Source organism: Actinacidiphila bryophytorum (assembly GCF_016916835.1).
In the GTDB taxonomy this organism is placed as follows: Bacteria; Actinomycetota; Actinomycetes; order Streptomycetales; family Streptomycetaceae; genus Actinacidiphila; species Actinacidiphila bryophytorum.
In genome coordinates this window covers 137,067-155,873 of the sequence record NZ_JAFFIX010000010.1, presented here as the reverse complement: position 1 = coordinate 155,873, position 18,807 = coordinate 137,067, and the positions used below count along the sequence as shown (strand labels likewise).

The following is an 18,807-nucleotide window of genomic DNA, read 5'->3' as shown; positions in this document are numbered from 1 at the left end:
GCCGCGCGCGATGATCGGAGGATGAGGCGTAGCGGCCACGAGACGGGTGTGCCCGAACTCGAACCCGAGGTGTTCGACAGCGCCATCGTGCCCATCGCGATGACGGCGGGCAGTGACCACGTGCTCGTCTACTGCAACGAGGCCTTCCGCACCCTCTTCGGCCCCCGCCCGCTCGGCGTCCCGGCCCGGGAGGCCTTCGCCGAGCCGCGTGCGGCGCCCTTCCTGGCCATGCTCGACGAGGTCTACCAGGACCGCACCGCCCGCCAGGTCACGTCGCCGCGCACCACGGAGGGCGCCGCACGTGGCGACTCCGGGGTGCGGCACTTCGTCTACAGCTGCTCGCCCATGGTCTCCCGGCACGGCCCCGGCGTGCTGACGGTGGCCATCGACACCACCGCGCAGGTGGAGGCGGTGCAGCGCGCAGAGCTGCTGTCGGAGCAGCGGCACCAGGCGCTGCAGCGCTACGAGGCGCTGATGTCCGCGGTCAGCCAGATCGTCTGGCTGATGCAGCCCACCGGTGAGATCGAGGAGCTGGTCGGCGGCTTCCAGGAGTACACCGGGATCCCGTGGCGCCCGATGATCGACCAGCACTGGCTGTCCGCGGTGCACCCGCACGACCGCAGCCGGCTGGTGAGCAGCTGGCGGGAGGCGGCGGACGGCACTCCCTCGATGTTCGTGTGCACCTTCCGGATGCGCACCGCCTCGGGGGTCTACCGCCATGTGCAGTCCCGTGCGGTCCCCATCGTGCGCGACGGGGTCCCCGTCGAGTGGATCGGCACCACGGCCGACGTCGAGGACCAGTGGCGCAACCGGCTGCGCGAACGGCTCCGGGCCAAGGTCGCGCAGGTCATCTCGGCCAACGACGTGCCGCAGGCCTTCGCCGCCGTCACCGACGCGGTGGTGCCCGACCTGACCGACGTGTGCGCGGTCTTCCTGCTGCCGCCCGGCGGCCAGCACGGCACGGCCGGCACCCTGTCCGCCACCCGGATCGCCTCCACCGCCCGCGAGGGGCTCCCCTCGCTGCCGCCCATGAGCCACGAGCTGCGGCGGCTCGGCCCGGTCGCCCAGCAGGTCGTCGACAGCCGCAGACCGCGGCTCTTCACCTTCGCCGCGGGCGACCCGCCGGCCGGGGTGCTGCCCGATCTGTCCATGAGCTGGCTGCGGGAGGCCCGCGCCACCAGCATCACCATGGTGCCGATCGTGATCGACACCGCCGTCGTCGCCTTCGCGGTCGCCGCCGGCTGCGCCGACAGCCCGCCGCCGGGACCCGCCGACCTGCAGATGCTCGGCGAGGTGCTGCACGAGGTGCGCGACCCGCTGCGGCAGGCACTGGAGCTGCAGCGCACCCGGCACACCGCGCTCACCCTGCAGCGCGCCCTGCTCGCCCCCACTCCCCGGGTGCCGGGCGCCGAGCTCGCGGCGCAGTACCAGCCTGCCAGCAGGACCGCCGAGATCGGCGGCGACTGGTACGACTCGCTGCTGCTGCCCGACGGCTCGCTCACCCTGACCATCGGCGACATCGCGGGCCACGACCTGGAGGCGGCCACCTCGATGAGCCAGCTGCGCAGCATGCTGCGGGTCATCGCCTACGACCGCTCGCACCTGAACACCCCGGCGGAAAGCCTCACCCGGCTCGACACGGTCGCGGAAGGCCTGGACATCGCGCCGCTGGTCACCGCCGTGCACGCCCGACTGGAGCGGCGACCGGGCGGCGGCTGGCACGCGGCCTGGTCCAACGCGGGCCACCCGCCGCCGCTGCTGCTGCCCGCGTCGGGCCGGCCGCGCTTCCTGGAGGGCGACGGACCCGACCTGCCGCTGTGCGTGGCCCCGTGGATGAGCCGCACCACCTGGCACTACGAGCTGCGCCCCGGCGACACGCTGCTGCTCTACACCGACGGCCTGATCGAGGTGCCGGGCACCGACCTGACCGAGGGCATGGCGGCGCTGGCCGAGCACGCCGAGCAGGCCCGCCTGCGCGGACTGCCGCTGGAGACGCTGTGCGAGCGGCTGCTGGCCGCGGCGGCCGACCGCCGCGACGACGCGGCCGTGATCGGCTTCCGGCCGATCGCCCCCGGCCGGGTGCTGTCCGCCCGGCTGACCTGACCCCGGCGCCGGTGCGTGTCAGTACCGGGTACGTGCCCGGTGCCGGTCAGGCCCTGGCCGCCATCAGGACGCCGAGGGTGATCATCGTGCAGGCGATCACGACGTCCAGCGCCCGCCAGGAGCCCGGCCGGGAGAAGGGCCGCTGCAGCAGCCGGGCGCCGAAGCCGAGGCCGCTGAACCACAGGACGCTGCCGGTCGCGGCCCCGGCGCCGAAGGGCCAGCGGGAGGTGCCGTAGCCGTTGGCGACCGAGCCGAGCAGCAGCACCGTGTCCAGGTAGACGTGCGGGTTGAGCCAGGTCATCGCCAGGCAGGTGAGCACCGCGGCCTTCAGCGACCCGCCCGCGTCGCCCGCCGCGTCCAGCCGCTCGGGCCGCAGCGCGCGGCGGGCGGCCAGCACCCCGTACGTCACCAGGAAGGCGCCGCCGATCCAGCCGGTCGCGGTGACCGCTGACGGCCAGGCCCGCAGCACCGAGCCGACCCCGGAGATGCCCACCGAGATCAGCACCGCGTCGGACACCGCGCAGATCGCGACCACCGCCAGGACGTGCTCGCGGCGGATGCCCTGGCGCAGGACGAAGGCGTTCTGCGCGCCGATCGCGACGATCAGCGACATGCCGGTGCCGAGACCGGCCAGAGCCGCGAGGAGAGCGGTGTTCATGGGTCGAGGCTAGGAAGCGCCACCGTCATCAGTCCAGCTCATCTTTCTTAGCTAAGATTAGACATCGTGATGACGACCGCGGGGCTGCCGCTGGACCAGGTGCGTACGCTGCTCGCCGCCGTCGACGAGGGCACCTTCGAGGCGGCCGCCGCCCGGCTGCACGTGACGCCGTCCGCGGTCAGCCAGCGGATCAAGGCGCTGGAGCAGCGCACTGGGCGGGTGCTGCTGCTGCGGTCCAAGCCGGTGCGGCTGACCCCGTCCGGCGAGGTCGTGGTGCGCTTCGGGCGGCAGCTCGCCCGCCTGGAGCAGGACGCGGCCGCGGAGATCGGCATGAGCGGCGCCCCCGGGCCGACGACGCTGCCGGTCGCGGTCAACTCCGACTCGCTCGCCACCTGGTTCCTGCCCGCCCTCGCGGAGACCGCCCGCACCCTCGACGTGTGCTTCGACCTGCACCGCGACGACCAGGACCACACCGCGCTGCTGCTGCGGCAGGGCCGGGTGATGGCCGCGGTCACCTCCTCGCACGAGCCGGTGCAGGGCTGCTCGGTACGCCCGCTGGGCCGCATGACCTACCGGGCGTACGCCGCACCCGCCTTCGCCGAGCGGTACCTGGCCGGCGGGCCGCTCGCGGAGCTGCTGCCGGCCGCGCCCATGGTGGTCTTCGACCGCAAGGACGACATCCAGGACGGCTTCCTGCGCCGCCTCGCCCCCGGCCGCCCCACCGGCGGTCAGCCCAGGACGTACGTGCCCGCCTCCGAGTCCTTCGTGGCAGCCGTCGCCGCGGGCCTTGGCTGGGGCATGGTCCCCGAGGCGCAGGCCGAGCCGCACTGCTCGGCCGGCGCCCTGGCCGACCTGGCCGAGGACCGGGCCATGGACGTACCGCTCTACTGGCAGCAGTGGAAGCTCGACTCGCCGCCCCTGGCCGCGCTGGCCGCCGCCGTCACCCGCGCGGCGGCCGCATCCCTGGCCCCGCCGCTGGGCGGGCACGCGGGGCGCGCTCGCAGGTCATGACCAGACCATGGTGAGGGTGCGTTCGAAGTCCGCGTAGCCGGCGCGCGCGAAGGCGCGGGCCATGGGGATGTTGCCCACGTCGGTGGATGCGCGGATGCGCGGCACGTCCTGGGCGGCCAGGATGCGGGTGCCCTCGGCGAGCAGGTCGTCGATGTAGCCGTGCCCGCGGTGGGCGGGGAGCACCCCGATGTAGGCGATGATCGCGTTGTAGTCGTTGCGGGCCGGCAGCACGAAGCCCACCGGCTCACCGCCGGGCAGCGCCGCGACCTGCCACCACTGGCGCGGGCTGGTGTAGCGGGCCAGCTCGCCCTCGTAGTGCTCGGCCGCCGCCTCGCGGGGCGTCATCGTGGCGAGGTCGGCGAGGCTGTGGGCGTCCAGCGTGCCGTCGAGCACCTCGGCCATCAGCGAGGTGATCTCGTCGGCGTCCCGCACCGGCCGGAAGGCGAGCCGCCCGCTGCCCGCGGGGACCGGTGCGCCGGGCCGCCACTCCAGCCGCAGCCGCTCCACGAGCAGCCGCGCCCCGGTCCGCGCGAGCACCGCCATGCGGTCCTCCGCCGCCTGCCGGGCCGCCGGGTCCTCCTGCCAGGTGGGCGGCACGAAGCGGCTGTACTCGGCGGGCTCGGCCCCGGCGGGAAGGACCGCCGCCCGTGCGCTACGCAGCAGGTGCTCGGCGACGTCCAGCAGGTCGGGGTCGGTCGCGCCGTCGGCGATGTCGAAGACGTCCAGGTGGGCGGGGACCTGTGCGCCGGCCCGGCTCCACCAGGCGACCCTGGCCAGCAGACGGTCGCCGCGCAGCGCGACCCACATCCACTCGGGGCGCCGCCGCCCGCCCGCGAGATCGCCGGCCAGCTCGCCGTCCAGCACGTAGGGCAGCCGCGTGAAGAGGTCCAGCTCCTGCGCGCCGGTGATCGGGCGCACATCCAGGCCCGGCGGAGGTTCCCCCGCCGCGGCGGGTGCTTCGGTCTTCCGGCCGTTCATGTCATCAGGATTCGTCATCGGCGGCAGTCAACACCGCCGGTCACCGCCCCGCGACGGGTTTTCCGCAGGCGTGCCCCGCCCCCTCACCGGGGCACGCCGTCCACGGAGGTGCCCTACCGCGCCGGCCCGTCCTGCGCGGGCGGGCCGCTGTCCTCGGCGGCGGGCGGCGTCGCGGGCGTCGCGGGTGTCGCCGCGGGCGGCTGCGGGCCGGGACGGGCCGGGCGGCCGTGCCGCATCGAGCCCGGCGTCGTGAAGTGCGGGCTGGTGAAGTGCGGGTGGTACAGGTGGTGGCCCTCGGGAAGCGCCTCGTCCTGCACCGGCTCGTCGTCCACCTCGATCCCGAGGTCGATGCCCGGCTCGGAGTCGGGGCCGTGGAAGGGCGGCACGACGTAGTCGGGCGGGGTGTAGTCGTGGATCGTGGACTCCGGGCTGGTGAAGTGCGGGCTGGCGAAATGCGGGCTGGAGTAGCCGGGGTGGAATTCCGGCGCTTCCTCCTCCTCCGCCGCGGGCTGCACCTCGTCGCTCATGCCGTCTCCTCCGCGGGGGCCGCGCCCCGCGGAATGAATACCGGGGTGCTGCGGTTGTGGTCCGTGCGTGACGAGTATGACCAGATCACCAGGAGAAGGGCGCGACCTGTGAAAGTACGCAACTCACTGCGTTCAATGAAAAACCGCCCGGGCGCTCAGATCGTGCGCCGCCGCGGCAAGGTGTACGTGATCAACCGCAAGGACCCGCGGTACAAGGCCCGCCAGCGCTGAAGAGGGCCGTCCGCCGGCGGGGGGTGCCGGGACGCCGCGGCATCGCACCGGCATGTGGCGCCGGTGCGATGCCGGAAGGCCCCCTGACCGCCGCGGCCGCGCGCCGGGTGTTCGGCGCGCGACATCGCAGACGGGGGTCGGTGCGGGCCGCCGCGGTGCCCAGGGCTGCCGCGGACCGGCCCTGTGGTGCAGGCCGTTGATCTTGCACGGCCCACTATGCCGTGTCGGGGCGGTTGGGGTCTAGACCACCTGAAGTGAATATTGGGATGTGGGACGACCGTGCGTCGCCGCAGGTCGTCCCACGCCCAGACTCCCGTACCGGAAGCCGGACTTGCTTTCGCCGGAAGCGGAGTGAGCCGGCCGGTGTCACTGACCGGCCTCGGCCTCCCGGCGCCCCGTGCCGATCAGCCGCAGCTGCGCCCGCGTCACCGCCGGCGGGATGCCGTCCGGCACCGCGGCGGCCCGCAGCCCCGCCAGCTGGAGGTCCAACTGCCGCTTCCAGGCGTCGGGTACGACCGCCCCGCTGGTCTCCACGATGCCGCGCAGGCCCCAGACCAGCGCCATGATGTCGCCCAGCTCGACGCCGGCCGCGACCCGCCCTGACTCCTGCGCCTGGACCAGCAGTTCGGCGATCCGGTCGCGCAGCAGCTCGACGTCGGCCGCCTTGGAGTGGCCGACCAGCTTGTCGGCGTAACCGCGGTGCTCGGCCAGCGAGCGGCCGATGACGTACAGGAAGCGCTCAAGGCCGGTGCCGTCCGGGAGTGCGAGCGAACGGCGGGCCACCTCGGTGAGTTCGCGCAGCATCAGCCCGGCGATCTCGTCGACCAGCGCCTCCTTGTTGGGGAAGCGCCGGTAGACCGTGCCGACGCCGACGCCGGCCCGTGAGGCGATCAGTTCCATGCTGGCGTCGGTGCCGAACTCGGCGAACACCTCGCGGGCCGCCTCGACCACCAGCTGGTGGTTGCGCACCGCGTCCCGCCGCAAGGGCCTGGCGGGCGGGTCCTGTTCTGACGCCACCGCCGGGCCTGACGGGGTGGCCGGCGCCTTCGGGCGCGCGTGTCCTGTCATCGTCGCTCGCTCACTCCCGGCAGGCCCGGTGCCCGCCGCTCCCGCGCCTCATTCCGGCTTGTCACCCACGACGGTACCTCCGGGGACCATGGCCAGCTCACCGTGCTGCGGTTCGTCGGCGAAGTCGACCCGGGTGGTACGCCGGGCGACCGGGATGAGGACCGCCGCGAAGGCCGCGACGACCATGGCGGCGCCCAGCATCGCGAAGCCGTGGGTGTAGCCGGCCTCCCGCGGCAGGCCGTCGGCCGCCGGGCTCGCGGTGACGACACTGGCCATCAGGGCGGCGCCGATGGAGCCGCCGATGGTGCGGATGTTGGCGTTCATACCGCTGGCCACACCGGTCTGCGCGGGCGGGACCGCGCTGACGATCAGGCTGGACATCGCGGCGAAGGTCAGTCCGAAGCCGGCGCCCATGACGGCGGTGGCCACGTACAGCTCCCACTTGGAGGTGTGCGCGAAGGCCAGCAGCGCCATGGACAGCGCACCGATCAGCGAGCCCATCACGACGACCTTCTTGCCGCCGATGCGGTTGGCCAGGCCGTTGGCGCCCAGACCGACCAGGAACATCATCACCGACATCGGCAGCAGGATCAGCCCGGACTGGGTGATGCTCGCGCCGAAGCCGTAGCCGGTGGACTTCGGGGTCTGCACGAACTCCGGCAGGAAGGCGAAGACCGCGTACATCCCGACGCCGACCAGCAGCGCCACCAGGTTGTTGGTCCACACCGCGGGGCGGGCCATCATCTTCATGTCGATCAGCGGTGTGGCGGCGCGCAGTTCGACCAGCACCCAGGCCACGGCGAGCACGACGGCCGCCGCGATCAGGCCGAGCACCTTGCCCGAGCCCCAGCCCCACACCGGCGCCTGGCTGAGCGCGACCAGCAGCGCCACCAGCCACGCGGACAGCAGCACCGCGGGCGCCCAGCTGATCCGGCCCGCCGTGCGCACCGGCGACTCGGGGACGAAGAAGTGGGCGGCGACCGCGGAGACCAGGGTCAGGATCATCGGCAGCCAGAACAGCCAGTGGTAGTCGAGGGCGTTGACGATCGGACCGGCCAGCACGATGCCCAGCCCGCCGCCGACCGCGAGGATCGAGGCGATCAGGCCGACCGCGCCGCTGAGCTTCTCGCGCGGGAACTCGTCGCGGATGATGCCGAAGGCCAGCGGCAGCACACCGCCGCCGATGCCCTGGATCGCCCGGGCGACGATCATCGTCGACACGTTGGTCGCCAGCGCCGCGAGCAGCGAGCCGGCCGCGAGCGCGCCCAGCGTCGCGACGAAGACCCTTTCCTTGCCGATCATGTCGCCTATCCGGCCCATGATCGGCGTGAATATCGAGGCCGACAGCAGATAGGCGGTCAGTACCCAGGTGACGGTGTTCTGGTTGGTGTGCAGGTCTTCCTGGATCGTCGGCAGCACCGGGGTGACCAGGGACTGGAGCAGCGCATAGGCGGTCACACCCGCCGCAAGGACCGCGAACGTGACCTGGTGGTGCGTGCGCCGGGTCTCGGACGCCATGGAACTCCTTAGAAGATGAAACGGAACGATCATTCCGGAACTACAGGATAAGGGATCAGGAATGATCGTTCCGTTTCGCGGCGATGAGGGAAAGCGCACACCCGGCCGGGGAATTTTCCGGCCGCCCCGCGCACACCGGCGGTGACCTGAGCCTTTGTGCCGACCCGTGCCGAGCGGTGGCGTCAGGAGCTGTGGAAGCGCTTCCACACTGTCGCACACCCCGCGACTCGTCCCCATGTCCCGCCCGGCGGGCGGGCCGTGGTGTCCTACGCTCGGCGGACGGGAAAGGACACCACCATGCGGATCGTCTCTCCGGCCTACACGCTGTACGCCCGCCGGCTGCGCCGGCAGCTGCGGGGCGGTGCGCTGCCCCGGCACGTCGGGCTGATCATGGACGGCAACCGCCGCTGGGCGAAGCAGGCGGGCCTGGTCAGCCCCAGTCTGGGCCACAAGGCGGGCGCCGAGCACGTGGACGACGTGCTGGCCTGGTGCGAGGCGCTCGGCATCCGGCATGTCACCGTCTTCGTCTGCTCCACCGAGAACCTCAGCCGCCGCAGCGACAGCGAGGTCGCCTTCCTGATGGGCCTGATCGAGCAGGTCGTCACCGACAAGCTCGCCAGGCCCGGCGCCCGCTGGCAACTGCACATCGCCGGCAGCCTCGACGCGCTGCCCGACCGCACCGCCCGCGCCCTCAAGGAGGCGGTCGCCGCCACCGAGGACTGCACCACCGGCGCCCACGTCACCCTCGCCATCGGCTACGGCGGCCGGCAGGAGGTCGTCGAGGCGCTGCGCGAACTGCTCACCGAACGCGCCGAGTCGGGCCAGTCACTGGCCGAACTCGCCGCCGAGGTCGCCCCCGAGGACATCGCCAGGCACCTGTGGACGGCCGGCCGCCCCGACCCCGACCTGGTGATCAGGACCAGCGGCGAGCAGCGGATGTCCAACTTCCTTCTGTGGCAGAGCGCCTACTCCGAGCTGTACTTCTGCGACGCGCACTGGCCGGCCTTCCGCGAGGTCGACTTCCTGCGGGCGCTGCGCAGTTACGCCGCCCGGCAGCGCCGCCAGAGCGCCTGACCTGCCGGGCAGGCCGCACCCGCCTATCCTGGCGGGGTGTTCTCACCCGAAGGTCCCACGGTGCGCGAACTGGCCGTCCAGGCAATGTCGTCGGTCGACCGCGGCTACGACCTGCTCGCCCCGGCCTTCGACCACACGCCCTTCCGCACCCCCGACCGCTTCCTCGACGCCACCGCCGCGGCCCTCGCCCCGCTCGGCCCCTTCGACGCCGGGCTCGACCTGTGCTGCGGCACCGGAGCGGGCCTGCGGGTCCTGGCCCCGCTGTGCCGCAAGCGCGTGACCGGTGTGGACTTCAGCGCCGGGATGCTGGCACAGGCCGCCGCGGCGCCGCCGCACGCGGAAGGCCCGCGGCCGGAGTTCGTACGGGCCGACGCCCGTGCGCTGCCCTTCGGGCAGGCCTTCGACCTCGTGGTCAGCTTCGGCGCCTTCGGGCACTTCCTGCCCGCGGAACGCCCCGGCCTGTTCCGCCAGGTGTACCGGGCGCTGCGCCCCCGCGGCCTGTTCGCCTTCCCCGTGGGGGCGCCGCCGCCGGTCACCTCGCCCTGGTACTGGGCGATGGCCGGCTTCGACGGCGCCATGCGGGTGCGCAACGCCCTGTGGCGCCCGCCGTTCGTGATGTACTACCGCACCTTCCCCTACTCCGGGGTGCGCGCCGACCTCGCGGCGGCCGGTTTCGACGTGGCGCTGGACGCGCTCGACGAGGTCGGCCGCCGCTCGGACGGCAGCCCGCGGGCGGGGCTGGTGCTGGCCCGCAGGATCTGAGTCGCCGCAGGACCTGCGGTCATCGCGGGGTCCGAGTCACCGCCGGGCGGTCAGCAGGTGCCGTCCGCGATGACGTAGTAGTCCGCGCCGGTCTCCTTCAGGGTGTGGGTGGTGAACAGATTCCACAGGCCCATGTTCTGGTCGGAGCCGTCCGCGTACGTGTAGCCGCCGCTCTGGTGGGCGCGGCCCGCCGCGACCTGGTTGTAGTTGTTGTCGGTGAAGCACTGGCCCGAGCCTGATCCGCCACCGCCGGTGGTGGTCGCGGCCACCGCGGACGAGGCCGCGCCGACCGCGCCGGAGGAGTCCACCGCCGCGACCGTGTAGCTGTACGCCGTGCCCGCCGTCAGCCCGGTGTCGGTGAAGGAGGTCCCGGTCGGCGAACCGGCCAGGGTGCCGCCGCGGTAGACCCGGTAGGAGGCCGCGCCGGTGACCGCGCCCCAGCTCAGCGAGACGGTGCTGTCGGTGGTGCCGGCGACGGTCACGGCGGTGGGCGCCGGGAGCGTACCGCCACCGCCGCCGGGCGGGGTCGAGCCGTCGAGGCCCCAGAAGCGGGCGGTGTAGTAGCTGGAGCAGATGGTGTCCAGGTAGTACGAGCCGGTCGTGCCGCACTGCTCGGTGCCGGACCCCGGGTCGACGGCCAGGCCGTGGCCCATGCCGGAGATCTGGTAGAGCTGCACCGCCGGCCTGCCCGACGGGTCGTCGTAGACGCTGAGCGTGGTGCCGCCCGGCAGCGTCTGGGTGGACGACGCGGTCTGCCCGATGCCCCACACGTTCGTCCACTGGTCGCGCAGCTCGGTGCCGTTGACCGGGTAGACGGTGTAGTCGGAGGCGCCCTGCCAGATCGCCACCCGCGGCCACGGCCCCGAGTAGCCCGGGTCGGAGGCCCGTACTTTGTCGCCCAGCTGGGCGGGCGTCAGGTTGACGCTGCCGTACTGGCAGGTGGACGCGGCGGTCTGCGAGGTCGCGCACTGCGCGGGCAGGCCCGAGTCGACCGCGCCGCCCGCGAAGACGTCCGGATAGTCGGCCAGCAGGTCGGCGGTCATGCCGCCGCCCGCGGAAAGACCCGTGACGAAGACCCGGCCGCTGTCCGAGCCGTACTGCGTGACCGCGTGCGACACCATCGAGACGACCGAGGCCGCCTCGCCCTTGCCGCGGGTGTCCTTGGCCGGGTCGAACCAGCTGAAGCAGGACAGCGAGTTGTTCGACGCGCTGGTCTGCGGCAGCACCAGGGCGAAGCCCCACAGGTCGGCGTACTTCTGCCAGCCGGAGTGGGCGAAGTAGTCGCTCGCCGACTGCGTGCAGCCGTGCAGCGCGACCACCACGGGGGCGCCGGCCGGCAGCCCGGCGGGCGCGTACTCGTACATCGCGAGGTTGCCCGGGTTCGAGCCGAAGGACGTCACCTGGGTCAGGCCCGCAGCCGCGGCGGGCTCCGCGCCCGCGACGGCGCCCAGACAGGCCGCGACCAGCGCGAGCACCCCGGTCACCGCGCCGGCGACGCGGCGGCGGAGAGGGGTGGGGCGGTGCGCTTTTCCTCGGGGGCGGGGGAGTGGTGTGCTGTTCATGGCGCACTCCTATGGGGGGATCCGTTGGCGTTGGACGCTAGGACCGCGCTGTGGCCGCAGACACGTGAAGGACCGCCATGCCCCCGCCCCGGAAGTGGCGGACACGGCCATTGCGGTACGCGGCCCCCGCGGGTGGCCGCCGGCCGGGGGCCGCGGGCCCGCTCACCGTGCCGCCGCGGCGGCCCCCGCGACATGGGTGCGGACGCCACCACAGGCGGGGGAAGTATGGGCGCAGGACACGTGTGCGCCCTGCCGCAACCTTCCTAGCGTGGCCGCCATGGAGAGCACTCAGCGCCCCGGCCGGGACCAGGTCCCCGCCGCGCCACCGGACGACGCCACCGCCGCGGTACCGGCCGGCGGGCCGTTCCTCGCCGGCCGCACCGCCCTGGTCACCGGCGCCGCCGCAGGCATCGGGCGGGCCTGCGCGGTGGCCTTCGCCGCGGCCGGCGCGCACGTCTACGTCGTCGACCGGGACGCGGCGGGCGCCAAGGACGCCGCCGCCGAGACCGGCGGCACCTGCGTGGTCGCCGACCTCTCGGAGCCCGGCGCGGTCGACACGCTGCCCGCCGACGCCGACATCGTCGTCAACAACGCGGGCCTGCAGCACATCGCCCCCGTCCACGAGTTCCCGCCGGAGCGCTTCACGCTGATCCAGCGCGTCATGGTCGAGGCGCCCTTCCGCATCCTGCGCAGGAACCTGCCGCACATGTACGCCCGCGGCTGGGGACGGGTCGTCAACATCTCCTCGGTGCACGGCCTGCGCGCCAGCCCCTACAAGTCCGCGTACGTCGTCGCCAAGCACGGCCTCGAAGGGCTCAGCAAGACCGTCGCCCTGGAAGGCGCCGAGTTCGGCGTCACCAGCAACTGCATCAGCCCCGGCTACGTCCGCACCCGGCTCGTCGAGGACCAGATCGCCACGCAGGCGCTCGCCCACGGCATCCCCGAGGCCGATGTCGTCGCCCAGGTGATGCTGGACCGCACCGCGATCAAGCGGCTCATCGAACCCGTCGAGGTCGCCGCCGCCGCCCTGTGGCTGTGCTCCCCGCACACCGGCTACATCACCGGCACCTCGCTCCCGCTCGACGGCGGCTGGACGGCGCACTGACCCCCTGCGGGGCCGGGACGTGCGGTTTTTCGTGCGGTACGAGGTCTGGGACGCCGCACCGCAAGGTGATTGGATGACGCCCCATGGCAGACAGCCCCGCCCCCGCCCCCGCCCCGGTCGCCCGCCCGCTGCGGCGGCTGCTCGAACTCATCGCCGAGGACGCACCGGCCGAGGCGTACGGAGCGCTGGCCGCACAGGCGCGGGCGGGCGGGGCCGGTCCCGCCGACCTCGCGGAGCTGGAACAGGCCACCGCCACCGCCCTGCGGGTCCGCGGCACCCTGCGCCAGCACCGCCGCCGGGAGTCGGAACTGGCCGCGCTCTTCGACACCGCGGGCGACCTCGCGGCGCTCCGCGACCTGGACGCGGTGCTCCAGTCCATCGTCCGCCGGGTACGGATGCTGCTCGGCACCGACACCGCCTACCTCACCCTGCGCGACGACGAGGCGGGCGACACCTACATGCGGGTCACCGACGGGTCGGTCTCACCGCTCTTCCAGAACCTGCGGCTCAGCTACGGCGACGGGCTCGGCGGCCTCGTCGCCCAGACCGCCCGCCCCTACGCCACCCCCGACTACCGCACCGACGAGCGCTTCCGGCACACCGGCTCCATCGACGAAGGCGTCCTGGACGAAGGCCTGGTCGGCATCCTCGGGGTGCCGCTGCTGCTCGGCGCCAGGGGCGGCGCCGGGGGCGCCGGGGGCGCCGCCTCCGGCGGCGACGTCATCGGGGTGCTCTTCGCCGCCGACCGCACCCCGCGCCCCTTCTCGCCCGACGAGGTCGCGCTGCTGTGCTCGCTGGCCGCACACGCCGCCATCGCCATCGACACCGCCCGGGCCATCACCGACCTCGCACAGGCCGGCGCCGTCATCCGCGAGCACGCCGCCGCCATGCAGCGCGCCGAGGAGGCCCACGACCGGCTCACCGACCTGGTGCTGCGCGGCGGCGACCTGTCGGAGGTCGCCGCCGCCGTCGCCGAACTCCTCGACGGCGCCATCACCATCCACGACCCCGAGGGCCGCACACTGGCCGCCGTCGGCCGCGCCGGCGCCCCCTTCGACGCCGAGCCGCGCGCCCACGCCCCCGCCCCCGCAGGCAGGGCCGCACCCACCGCCAGGGCAGAACACCGCGACGGGCGCTGGACCTGCGCGGTCCTCGCCGGCCAGGAACTGCTCGGCAGCATGGTGCTGCACGGCCGCGACCGGCTCGACGACTCCGACCGGCGGCTCTTCGAACGCGCCGGCGTCGTCACCGCACTCCTGCTGCTGCTCAGCCGCTCCGTCGCCGAGACCGAGAACCGGGTACGCGGCGAACTCGTCACCGACCTGCTCACCGCGCCGGGGCGCGACCCCGTCGGCCTCGTCGTCCGCGGCCGGCGGCTCGGCGTCGACCTCAGCCGCCCCTGCCTGGTGCTCGTCGCCCAGGCCGCGGCCGGCTCCCAGGACCGGCTGCCCGCCGCCGCGGGCCGCTACCTCTTCGGCAGCGACGGCATCAGCGCGGAACGTACCGGCACGGTGGTGCTGCTGCTGCCCCACGACGGCGCCGCACCCGGTGCCGTCGCCCGCGCCGCCGCCGGCCAGCTCACCCAGCTGGTCGGCGCCCCCGTCACCGTCGCCGCCGCAGGCCCCGCGTCCGGGCCGCAGGCCCTCGCCGACGGGCACGCGGAAGCCGTGCGGTGTCTGCGCGCCCTGTGCGCGCTCGGCCGCGTCGGGGACGGGGCCGGGGCCGCGGAACTCGGCTTCCTCGGGGTGCTGCTCGGCAACGAGCGGGACGTCGGGTCCTTCGTCACCGCGACGCTCGGGCCGCTCCTCGAATACGACGCCAGGCGCGGGACGGAGCTGGTCCGTACGCTCGGGGCGTATTTCGCGTGCGGGGGCACGCTGACCCGTACGAAGGATGAGCTGCACCTTCATGTCAATACGGTGGTTCAGCGGTTGGACCGCATCCAGGCGCTGCTCGGCTCGGGCTGGAATGAGCCCGAGCGAGCGCTCGAACTCCAGCTGGCGCTGCGCCTCCACATGCTGGCGCCCCCTCCTTGAGGGTGCCCCTCCCCCTGCCCGCTGCCGCCTCCCCCGGGATCTTCCCCCGGGTGGGGGCGGAACTGCGCGACAAGCCGCGACGGCGCCGCAGGCAAGCAGCGCACCGCAAGGGGGAGTCAGCCCGGGGGCGGGGCGAAGGTCGTGGTCAGGTGGGTGGTCAGGGGGGAAGGGGCGGGGTGGGGGAAGCGGGCGGAGATGTGGGCGTCGGGGCGGACGAGGACAGCCTCGGGAGCCCGCGCAGCGTACGTGCGGGAGAAGGAACCGTCGCGGTCGTGGACGCGCGGCACCCCGATCCCGTCCCCGGGAGCCCCTGGCGCGAGGACCGCGAAAACGTTGAGGCGGCCGTGGGCGGCAGCCCGCGCCGCCGTGGCACAGGCCCGCAGCTCCTCCGGCGCCGCCGCCGCGTCGGCGTACAGCAGCATCGTGTGGTGCGAGCTGCGCAGCAGGTCGAAGAGCCGCACGGGGTACGCGGCGATGTCCCCGGTGAGCCCGCGGCAGTCCGGCGCCCGGTCACCCGGCCGGGGTTCCGGCGAACCGGGTCCCGGGTCGGCGGTGACGACGGGGCTGTCCCGGTAGCGGACCAGGAGCTGCGCTTCGCGCATCACCTGGAGGTCGAGGCCCTCGCGGGCGTGCCGCACGGTCCGTGCGACGACCTCCTCGCCGACGGGGTGCCGTTCGGCGTGGTAGCTGTCGAGGAGGCCGTCGGCGGCGACGCCCTGTGTCGCGAGCGCCAGTTTCCAGGCGAGGTTGTACGCGTCCTGGATGCCGGTGTTCATGCCCTGCGCGCCGGTGGGCGGGTGGATGTGTGCGGCGTCGCCGGCGAGGAAGACGCGGCCGGCGGCGTAGCGTTCGACGAGCCGGTGGCTGATGCGGAAGACGGAGGACCAGCGCAGGTCGCGGGCGGTGGTGGGGCGGGGCGCGAGGCGGTCGAGGACGGCCTGGACGTGCCGCAGTTCTGGTGCGCGTCCGGCCTCCAGGCCGTGCGCGGCCTCGGCGTCCGGCGCCGTCACGGACAGTTCGGGCGGGACGAGCATGGACATGCGGTAGCGCCCGCGCCCGGGCAGCGGGACGCACACCAGCAGGTCGTCGGTGGCGCCGCCGGCGTCCTGGTGGGCCGAGCGGACGGTGTAGCCGGACGGCAGGTCCCAGTCCACCTCGACGTCGGCGAGCATGTACTCCTCGGGGAAGGCGTCGCCTTCGAAGGCCAGACCGAGCACCTTGCGGGTACGGCTGTGCGCGCCGTCGCAGCCGACCAGGTAACGGGCCTGGACCGTCTCGGTGCCGTCGGGTGTGCGGAGCCTGGCGCGTACCCCGTCGGAGTCCTGCTCCAGATCGACCAGTTCCGTGCCGCGCTCGACATGTCCGCCGTACGCCTCCAGGTGCGCGGTCAGCAGCGCCTCGGTCGTGTACTGGGGCAGCGCGGCGAATCCGTACGGCACCTCGGGCGGCAGCCGCAGGTCCACACGCGGCTGCGGCTCGCCGTTGACGTAGCCGAGCTGGCCGTAGAGCGGCACCGCCGCGTCGAGAGCGTCGCGGACCAGGCCCATCGCGTCCCACACCTCAAGGGTGCGCGGCTGGATGCCGACGGCCTTGGCGTACGGCTGCGGCTCGCCGAGCCGGTCCACGATGCGGCAGCCGACGCCCCGGCGGCGCAGCTCCACCGCCGCGGTCAGCCCCACGGGACCCGCCCCCACCACCAGTACCTCGGTGTCGCCCATGATCACTCCCCGGCGTCGGGAGGGTGCGGCCCCGCACCACTCGTTCTCCCCCTCACCCAGCTTGCTCCCGGCCCCGCGGCCCCGCATCTCCGTCCCCGGCGGACGCAACCGGCACGCCCTGTCGTGCATCAGATATAAATGGGCCTTCGCGCGCGGACGGCAGGGCCGGTTCGTGCGCTCAACCGTGGGTGGGGACCGAATTCTCGGGGGGTTTGCCATGAGCTGGGACCAGCAGGGCGGGAACAGCGGACACGCAGGCGGCGGCGGTTTCGGACCGCCGCCACCGCCCGCGGGGGGCGCATACCCGCCGCCGCCGGGCGGCTTCCCGCCCCCGCCGCCCTTCGGACCGCCCCCGATGCCCGCCGCACCGCCGGCCCCGCGCGAGCCGGCCGACCCGCTGCGCGCGGTCGCGGTGGGCCTGCTCAACCTCAGCGGCCTGGGCCTGGGCTACCTGCTGACCCGGCGCTGGATCGGACTCGCGGTGGCGCTGATCGGCACCGGCGCCTTCCTGGTCAGCGCGCTGCCCGCCGACCCCGACGGCGTCTCCGGCGGGGTGCTGGTCACCTACCTGGTGTTCCTGGTGCTGACCGCCCTGCACGGCGGGCTGCGCGGCCTGCGCACCCGGCTGTCCTTCCCGCCGCAGGCGCCGCTGGCGCTGCTGCTCGGCCTGGTGATGCTCGCGGTTCCGGCCGGCGCGGTCGTCTACTACGACGGCGCCAAGGACGACGCCACGCAGGCGATGCTGCTCGACCGGCTCGACAAGGCCGACCAGCTGGTGCAGGCCGCCAAGGCCAAGCCCTTCGAGAGCGCCAAGTCCGACTACAGCTCCGCGCTCGGCTCCTACCAGGACCTGGACAGCAAGCACTCGGGCTCCAAGGCCGCCAAGCAGGTGCCCGCCAGGATGCAGACCTTCTACACGGCCGTCGGAACCCCCTACGACCAGAAGAAGTACTGCGACGCGATAGAGCCGCTCAAATACCTGCGGACGGTGCCGCAGCACATCGACGGCAAGACGCTCGGCTCGCTCGCCGGCTGGCCCGACGACCGGCTCGCGACCTCGCTGTACGAGTGCGGCATGACCGAGATGACCGCGCCCGCCGCGGACGCCGCCACCGACACGAGCAAGCTCGGCGAGCTGCTCACCACCTTCCCCAAGTCGCCGCAGGCCGCCAAGGTCGAACCGGCGATCAGGGCGGACATCGACAGCACCGCCAAGGGTCTGGGCGGCAAGGACCCGTGCGGGACCACCCTGAAGCTGCGCACCCTCGGCTCGAACGCCGCCGACCTGCCCGGCGACAAGGCGGGCGTCGCCGACGCGCTCAAGGCCGACTCCAAGCGGGTCGACGGGTACGTCGAGACCGGCACGTACAACTGCGGCCTGTCGCAGTACAAGAGCGGCAGCTTCGACGAGGCGCTCACCACCATGAACGACTTCACCTCGAAGTACCCGCACAACAAGAACCGGCCCTTCGCCCTCAAGGTCGCCATCGCCGCCGAGATCGCCACCAAGGTGCCGGCGGCCGGCAAGAAGCTGCCCACGAACAGCTCCGGCGGCTCCATCAGCATCACCTTCACCAACGACAGCCCCGACGCCGTCCAGATCCTCTACACAGGCCCGGTCACCGGCAGCTTCACCCTCAAGGGCTGCAGCGCCTGCTCGCGCTACTCCAGCGACTCGCTCGCCCAGAGCCTGGCGTGCAAGGACACCGGCAAGCACTACGCCAAGCGGACCCTGCACCTGCCGACCGGGACGTCGTACATCATGCAGAAGCCGCTCGACGACGACGACTCCGCGACGCCCATCGCCGACACCCACCAGTTCAGGAGCGGGTACATCTACACCGAATGCGCGTACGTACTGGAGTCGCCGTTCAGCTTCTGACCCGACTGTCCGACACCCCTCGCGGAGCGCGCGCCGCCCGCCGAAGCGCAGCCGTTGGCGTGAAAACGTCCCCCGGCCGGACGCTGCGGCGGGCGGCGCGCGCATGCCGGGCGGAAAGTGGCGGTGAGGCGGCCACCGGGCGGCCACGACCGGTGAGGTGGCCATGGCGGGTAGCGCGATGCGGGGCCTGGCCCCGCGGACGCTGGGCGTGCTGGGTGCGGTGAGCCTGCTGCTGGCGCTGAGCGGCTGCTCCGACTCCGGCTCGGGCGGCTCCGGCTCGACCGCGACCGCGTCCCCGTCCTCGCCCGCCGCGGGCGGCGGCGACACGATCGACATCAAGAACTTCGCCTTCAACCCGGCCTCGCTCACCGTCAAGGCGGGAGCCGTCGTCACCGTCACCAACAGCGACTCGACGACCCACACCGTCACCGCGACCGGCGCCAAGGCCTTCGACACCGGCGACATCGCCCCGGGTAAGACGGCGACCTTCACCGCGCCCCCCGAGGCCGGGTCGTACCCGTTCATCTGCACGATCCACCCGTTCATGAAGGGCACCCTGACGGTCGTCTGACAC

At 73.6% G+C, this 18,807-nt stretch carries 16 protein-coding genes; 9 read left to right on the top strand and 7 right to left on the bottom strand.

Annotated elements, in window-relative coordinates; genetic code table 11:
• The first annotated feature begins 21 nt into the window (after positions 1-21).
• Positions 22-2,103, top strand: coding sequence for a SpoIIE family protein phosphatase (locus tag JT723_RS17180; protein ID WP_205045518.1), 2,082 nt, complete (start codon positions 22-24; stop codon positions 2,101-2,103).
• A gap of 46 nt (positions 2,104-2,149) precedes the next feature.
• Here the strand turns inward: JT723_RS17180 and JT723_RS17175 are convergent, their stop codons facing one another.
• Positions 2,150-2,761: a LysE/ArgO family amino acid transporter gene (locus JT723_RS17175; RefSeq protein WP_205045517.1), complete on the bottom strand. Its 612-nt coding sequence runs from the start codon at positions 2,759-2,761 to the stop codon at positions 2,150-2,152.
• A gap of 69 nt (positions 2,762-2,830) precedes the next feature.
• On the opposite strand from JT723_RS17175, the gene JT723_RS17170 reads away from it, so the two are divergent.
• On the top strand, positions 2,831-3,772 hold the full coding sequence (locus JT723_RS17170) for a LysR family transcriptional regulator ArgP (RefSeq protein ID WP_205045629.1): 942 nt from the start codon (positions 2,831-2,833) through the stop codon (positions 3,770-3,772).
• Here JT723_RS17170 and JT723_RS17165 read toward each other — a convergent pair.
• Together JT723_RS17165 and JT723_RS17160 are read right to left on the bottom strand one after the other, a co-directional pair.
• Positions 3,767-4,750 carry a GNAT family N-acetyltransferase gene (locus JT723_RS17165; RefSeq protein WP_205045628.1) on the bottom strand — a complete coding sequence of 328 codons (984 nt, stop codon included), beginning with the start codon at positions 4,748-4,750 and terminating at the stop codon, positions 3,767-3,769. The two genes, JT723_RS17170 and JT723_RS17165, sit on opposite strands and share 6 nt — an antisense overlap.
• A gap of 113 nt (positions 4,751-4,863) precedes the next feature.
• Complete coding sequence (locus tag JT723_RS17160) at positions 4,864-5,277, bottom strand: hypothetical protein (protein ID WP_205045516.1); 414 nt, start codon at positions 5,275-5,277, stop codon at positions 4,864-4,866.
• A 108-nt stretch (positions 5,278-5,385) separates the two neighbouring features.
• On the opposite strand from JT723_RS17160, the gene ykgO reads away from it, so the two are divergent.
• Positions 5,386-5,508 (top strand): type B 50S ribosomal protein L36, encoded by a 123-nt coding sequence (gene ykgO, locus JT723_RS17155; RefSeq protein WP_205045515.1) that lies wholly within the window; start codon positions 5,386-5,388, stop codon positions 5,506-5,508.
• Positions 5,509-5,874: 366 nt separating this feature from the next.
• Here ykgO and JT723_RS17150 read toward each other — a convergent pair whose 3' ends face one another.
• Both JT723_RS17150 and JT723_RS17145 read right to left on the bottom strand, forming a co-directional pair.
• Positions 5,875-6,576, bottom strand: a complete 702-nt coding sequence (locus tag JT723_RS17150; RefSeq protein WP_205045514.1) for a TetR/AcrR family transcriptional regulator — start codon at positions 6,574-6,576, stop codon at positions 5,875-5,877.
• A gap of 48 nt (positions 6,577-6,624) precedes the next feature.
• The gene (locus tag JT723_RS17145) at positions 6,625-8,094 is read right to left on the bottom strand and encodes an MFS transporter (protein WP_205045513.1); all 1,470 of its coding nucleotides are present in this window, start codon (positions 8,092-8,094) and stop codon (positions 6,625-6,627) included.
• A 297-nt stretch (positions 8,095-8,391) separates the two neighbouring features.
• Here JT723_RS17145 and uppS point away from each other — a divergent pair, with 297 nt between their 5' ends.
• Both uppS and JT723_RS17135 read left to right on the top strand, forming a co-directional pair.
• A complete protein-coding gene (gene uppS / locus JT723_RS17140; RefSeq protein WP_205045512.1) occupies positions 8,392-9,168 on the top strand; it encodes a polyprenyl diphosphate synthase in 777 nt (258 codons plus the stop codon).
• A 36-nt stretch (positions 9,169-9,204) separates the two neighbouring features.
• The gene (locus JT723_RS17135; RefSeq protein ID WP_205045511.1) at positions 9,205-9,930 is read left to right on the top strand and encodes a class I SAM-dependent methyltransferase; all 726 of its coding nucleotides are present in this window, start codon (positions 9,205-9,207) and stop codon (positions 9,928-9,930) included.
• A gap of 50 nt (positions 9,931-9,980) precedes the next feature.
• Here JT723_RS17135 and JT723_RS17130 read toward each other — a convergent pair whose 3' ends face one another.
• Positions 9,981-11,492: an extracellular catalytic domain type 1 short-chain-length polyhydroxyalkanoate depolymerase gene (locus JT723_RS17130; protein ID WP_205045510.1), complete on the bottom strand. Its 1,512-nt coding sequence runs from the start codon at positions 11,490-11,492 to the stop codon at positions 9,981-9,983.
• A gap of 277 nt (positions 11,493-11,769) precedes the next feature.
• Here JT723_RS17130 and JT723_RS17125 point away from each other — a divergent pair, with 277 nt between their 5' ends.
• Both JT723_RS17125 and JT723_RS17120 read left to right on the top strand, forming a co-directional pair.
• Positions 11,770-12,597 carry a 3-hydroxybutyrate dehydrogenase gene (locus JT723_RS17125; RefSeq protein ID WP_205045509.1) on the top strand — a complete coding sequence of 276 codons (828 nt, stop codon included), beginning with the start codon at positions 11,770-11,772 and terminating at the stop codon, positions 12,595-12,597.
• Positions 12,598-12,680: 83 nt separating this feature from the next.
• Positions 12,681-14,633, top strand: coding sequence for a helix-turn-helix domain-containing protein (locus JT723_RS17120; RefSeq protein ID WP_205045508.1), 1,953 nt, complete (start codon positions 12,681-12,683; stop codon positions 14,631-14,633).
• Positions 14,634-14,749: 116 nt separating this feature from the next.
• On the opposite strand, the gene JT723_RS17115 is transcribed toward JT723_RS17120, so the two are convergent.
• On the bottom strand, positions 14,750-16,351 hold the full coding sequence (locus JT723_RS17115) for an FAD-dependent monooxygenase (protein WP_205045507.1): 1,602 nt from the start codon (positions 16,349-16,351) through the stop codon (positions 14,750-14,752).
• Positions 16,352-16,706: 355 nt separating this feature from the next.
• Here JT723_RS17115 and JT723_RS17110 point away from each other — a divergent pair, with 355 nt between their 5' ends.
• Positions 16,707-18,233 carry a hypothetical protein gene (locus JT723_RS17110; RefSeq protein WP_205045506.1) on the top strand — a complete coding sequence of 509 codons (1,527 nt, stop codon included), beginning with the start codon at positions 16,707-16,709 and terminating at the stop codon, positions 18,231-18,233.
• A gap of 163 nt (positions 18,234-18,396) precedes the next feature.
• Entirely contained in the window at positions 18,397-18,804 is a 408-nt protein-coding gene (locus JT723_RS17105) for a cupredoxin domain-containing protein (protein WP_240165745.1), read from the top strand.
• Positions 18,805-18,807 lie beyond the last annotated feature (3 nt).

What these genes read in the sequence shown, in the direction of transcription:
- JT723_RS17130 (WP_205045510.1), bottom strand. Translation starts at nt 11,492, where the DNA reads ATGAACAGCACACCACTCCCCCGCCCCCGAGGAAAAGCGCACCGCCCC.
- JT723_RS17150 (WP_205045514.1), bottom strand. Translation starts at nt 6,576, where the DNA reads ATGACAGGACACGCGCGCCCGAAGGCGCCGGCCACCCCGTCAGGCCCG.
- JT723_RS17180 (WP_205045518.1), top strand. Translation starts at nt 22, where the DNA reads ATGAGGCGTAGCGGCCACGAGACGGGTGTGCCCGAACTCGAACCCGAG.
- JT723_RS17165 (WP_205045628.1), bottom strand. Translation starts at nt 4,750, where the DNA reads ATGAACGGCCGGAAGACCGAAGCACCCGCCGCGGCGGGGGAACCTCCG.
- JT723_RS17160 (WP_205045516.1), bottom strand. Translation starts at nt 5,277, where the DNA reads ATGAGCGACGAGGTGCAGCCCGCGGCGGAGGAGGAGGAAGCGCCGGAA.
- JT723_RS17110 (WP_205045506.1), top strand. Translation starts at nt 16,707, where the DNA reads ATGCCCGCCGCACCGCCGGCCCCGCGCGAGCCGGCCGACCCGCTGCGC.
- JT723_RS17115 (WP_205045507.1), bottom strand. Translation starts at nt 16,351, where the DNA reads ATGGGCGACACCGAGGTACTGGTGGTGGGGGCGGGTCCCGTGGGGCTG.
- JT723_RS17125 (WP_205045509.1), top strand. Translation starts at nt 11,770, where the DNA reads ATGGAGAGCACTCAGCGCCCCGGCCGGGACCAGGTCCCCGCCGCGCCA.
- JT723_RS17175 (WP_205045517.1), bottom strand. Translation starts at nt 2,761, where the DNA reads ATGAACACCGCTCTCCTCGCGGCTCTGGCCGGTCTCGGCACCGGCATG.
- JT723_RS17105 (WP_240165745.1), top strand. Translation starts at nt 18,397, where the DNA reads ATGGCGGGTAGCGCGATGCGGGGCCTGGCCCCGCGGACGCTGGGCGTG.
- uppS (WP_205045512.1), top strand. Translation starts at nt 8,392, where the DNA reads ATGCGGATCGTCTCTCCGGCCTACACGCTGTACGCCCGCCGGCTGCGC.
- JT723_RS17120 (WP_205045508.1), top strand. Translation starts at nt 12,681, where the DNA reads ATGGCAGACAGCCCCGCCCCCGCCCCCGCCCCGGTCGCCCGCCCGCTG.
- JT723_RS17145 (WP_205045513.1), bottom strand. Translation starts at nt 8,094, where the DNA reads ATGGCGTCCGAGACCCGGCGCACGCACCACCAGGTCACGTTCGCGGTC.
- JT723_RS17170 (WP_205045629.1), top strand. Translation starts at nt 2,831, where the DNA reads ATGACGACCGCGGGGCTGCCGCTGGACCAGGTGCGTACGCTGCTCGCC.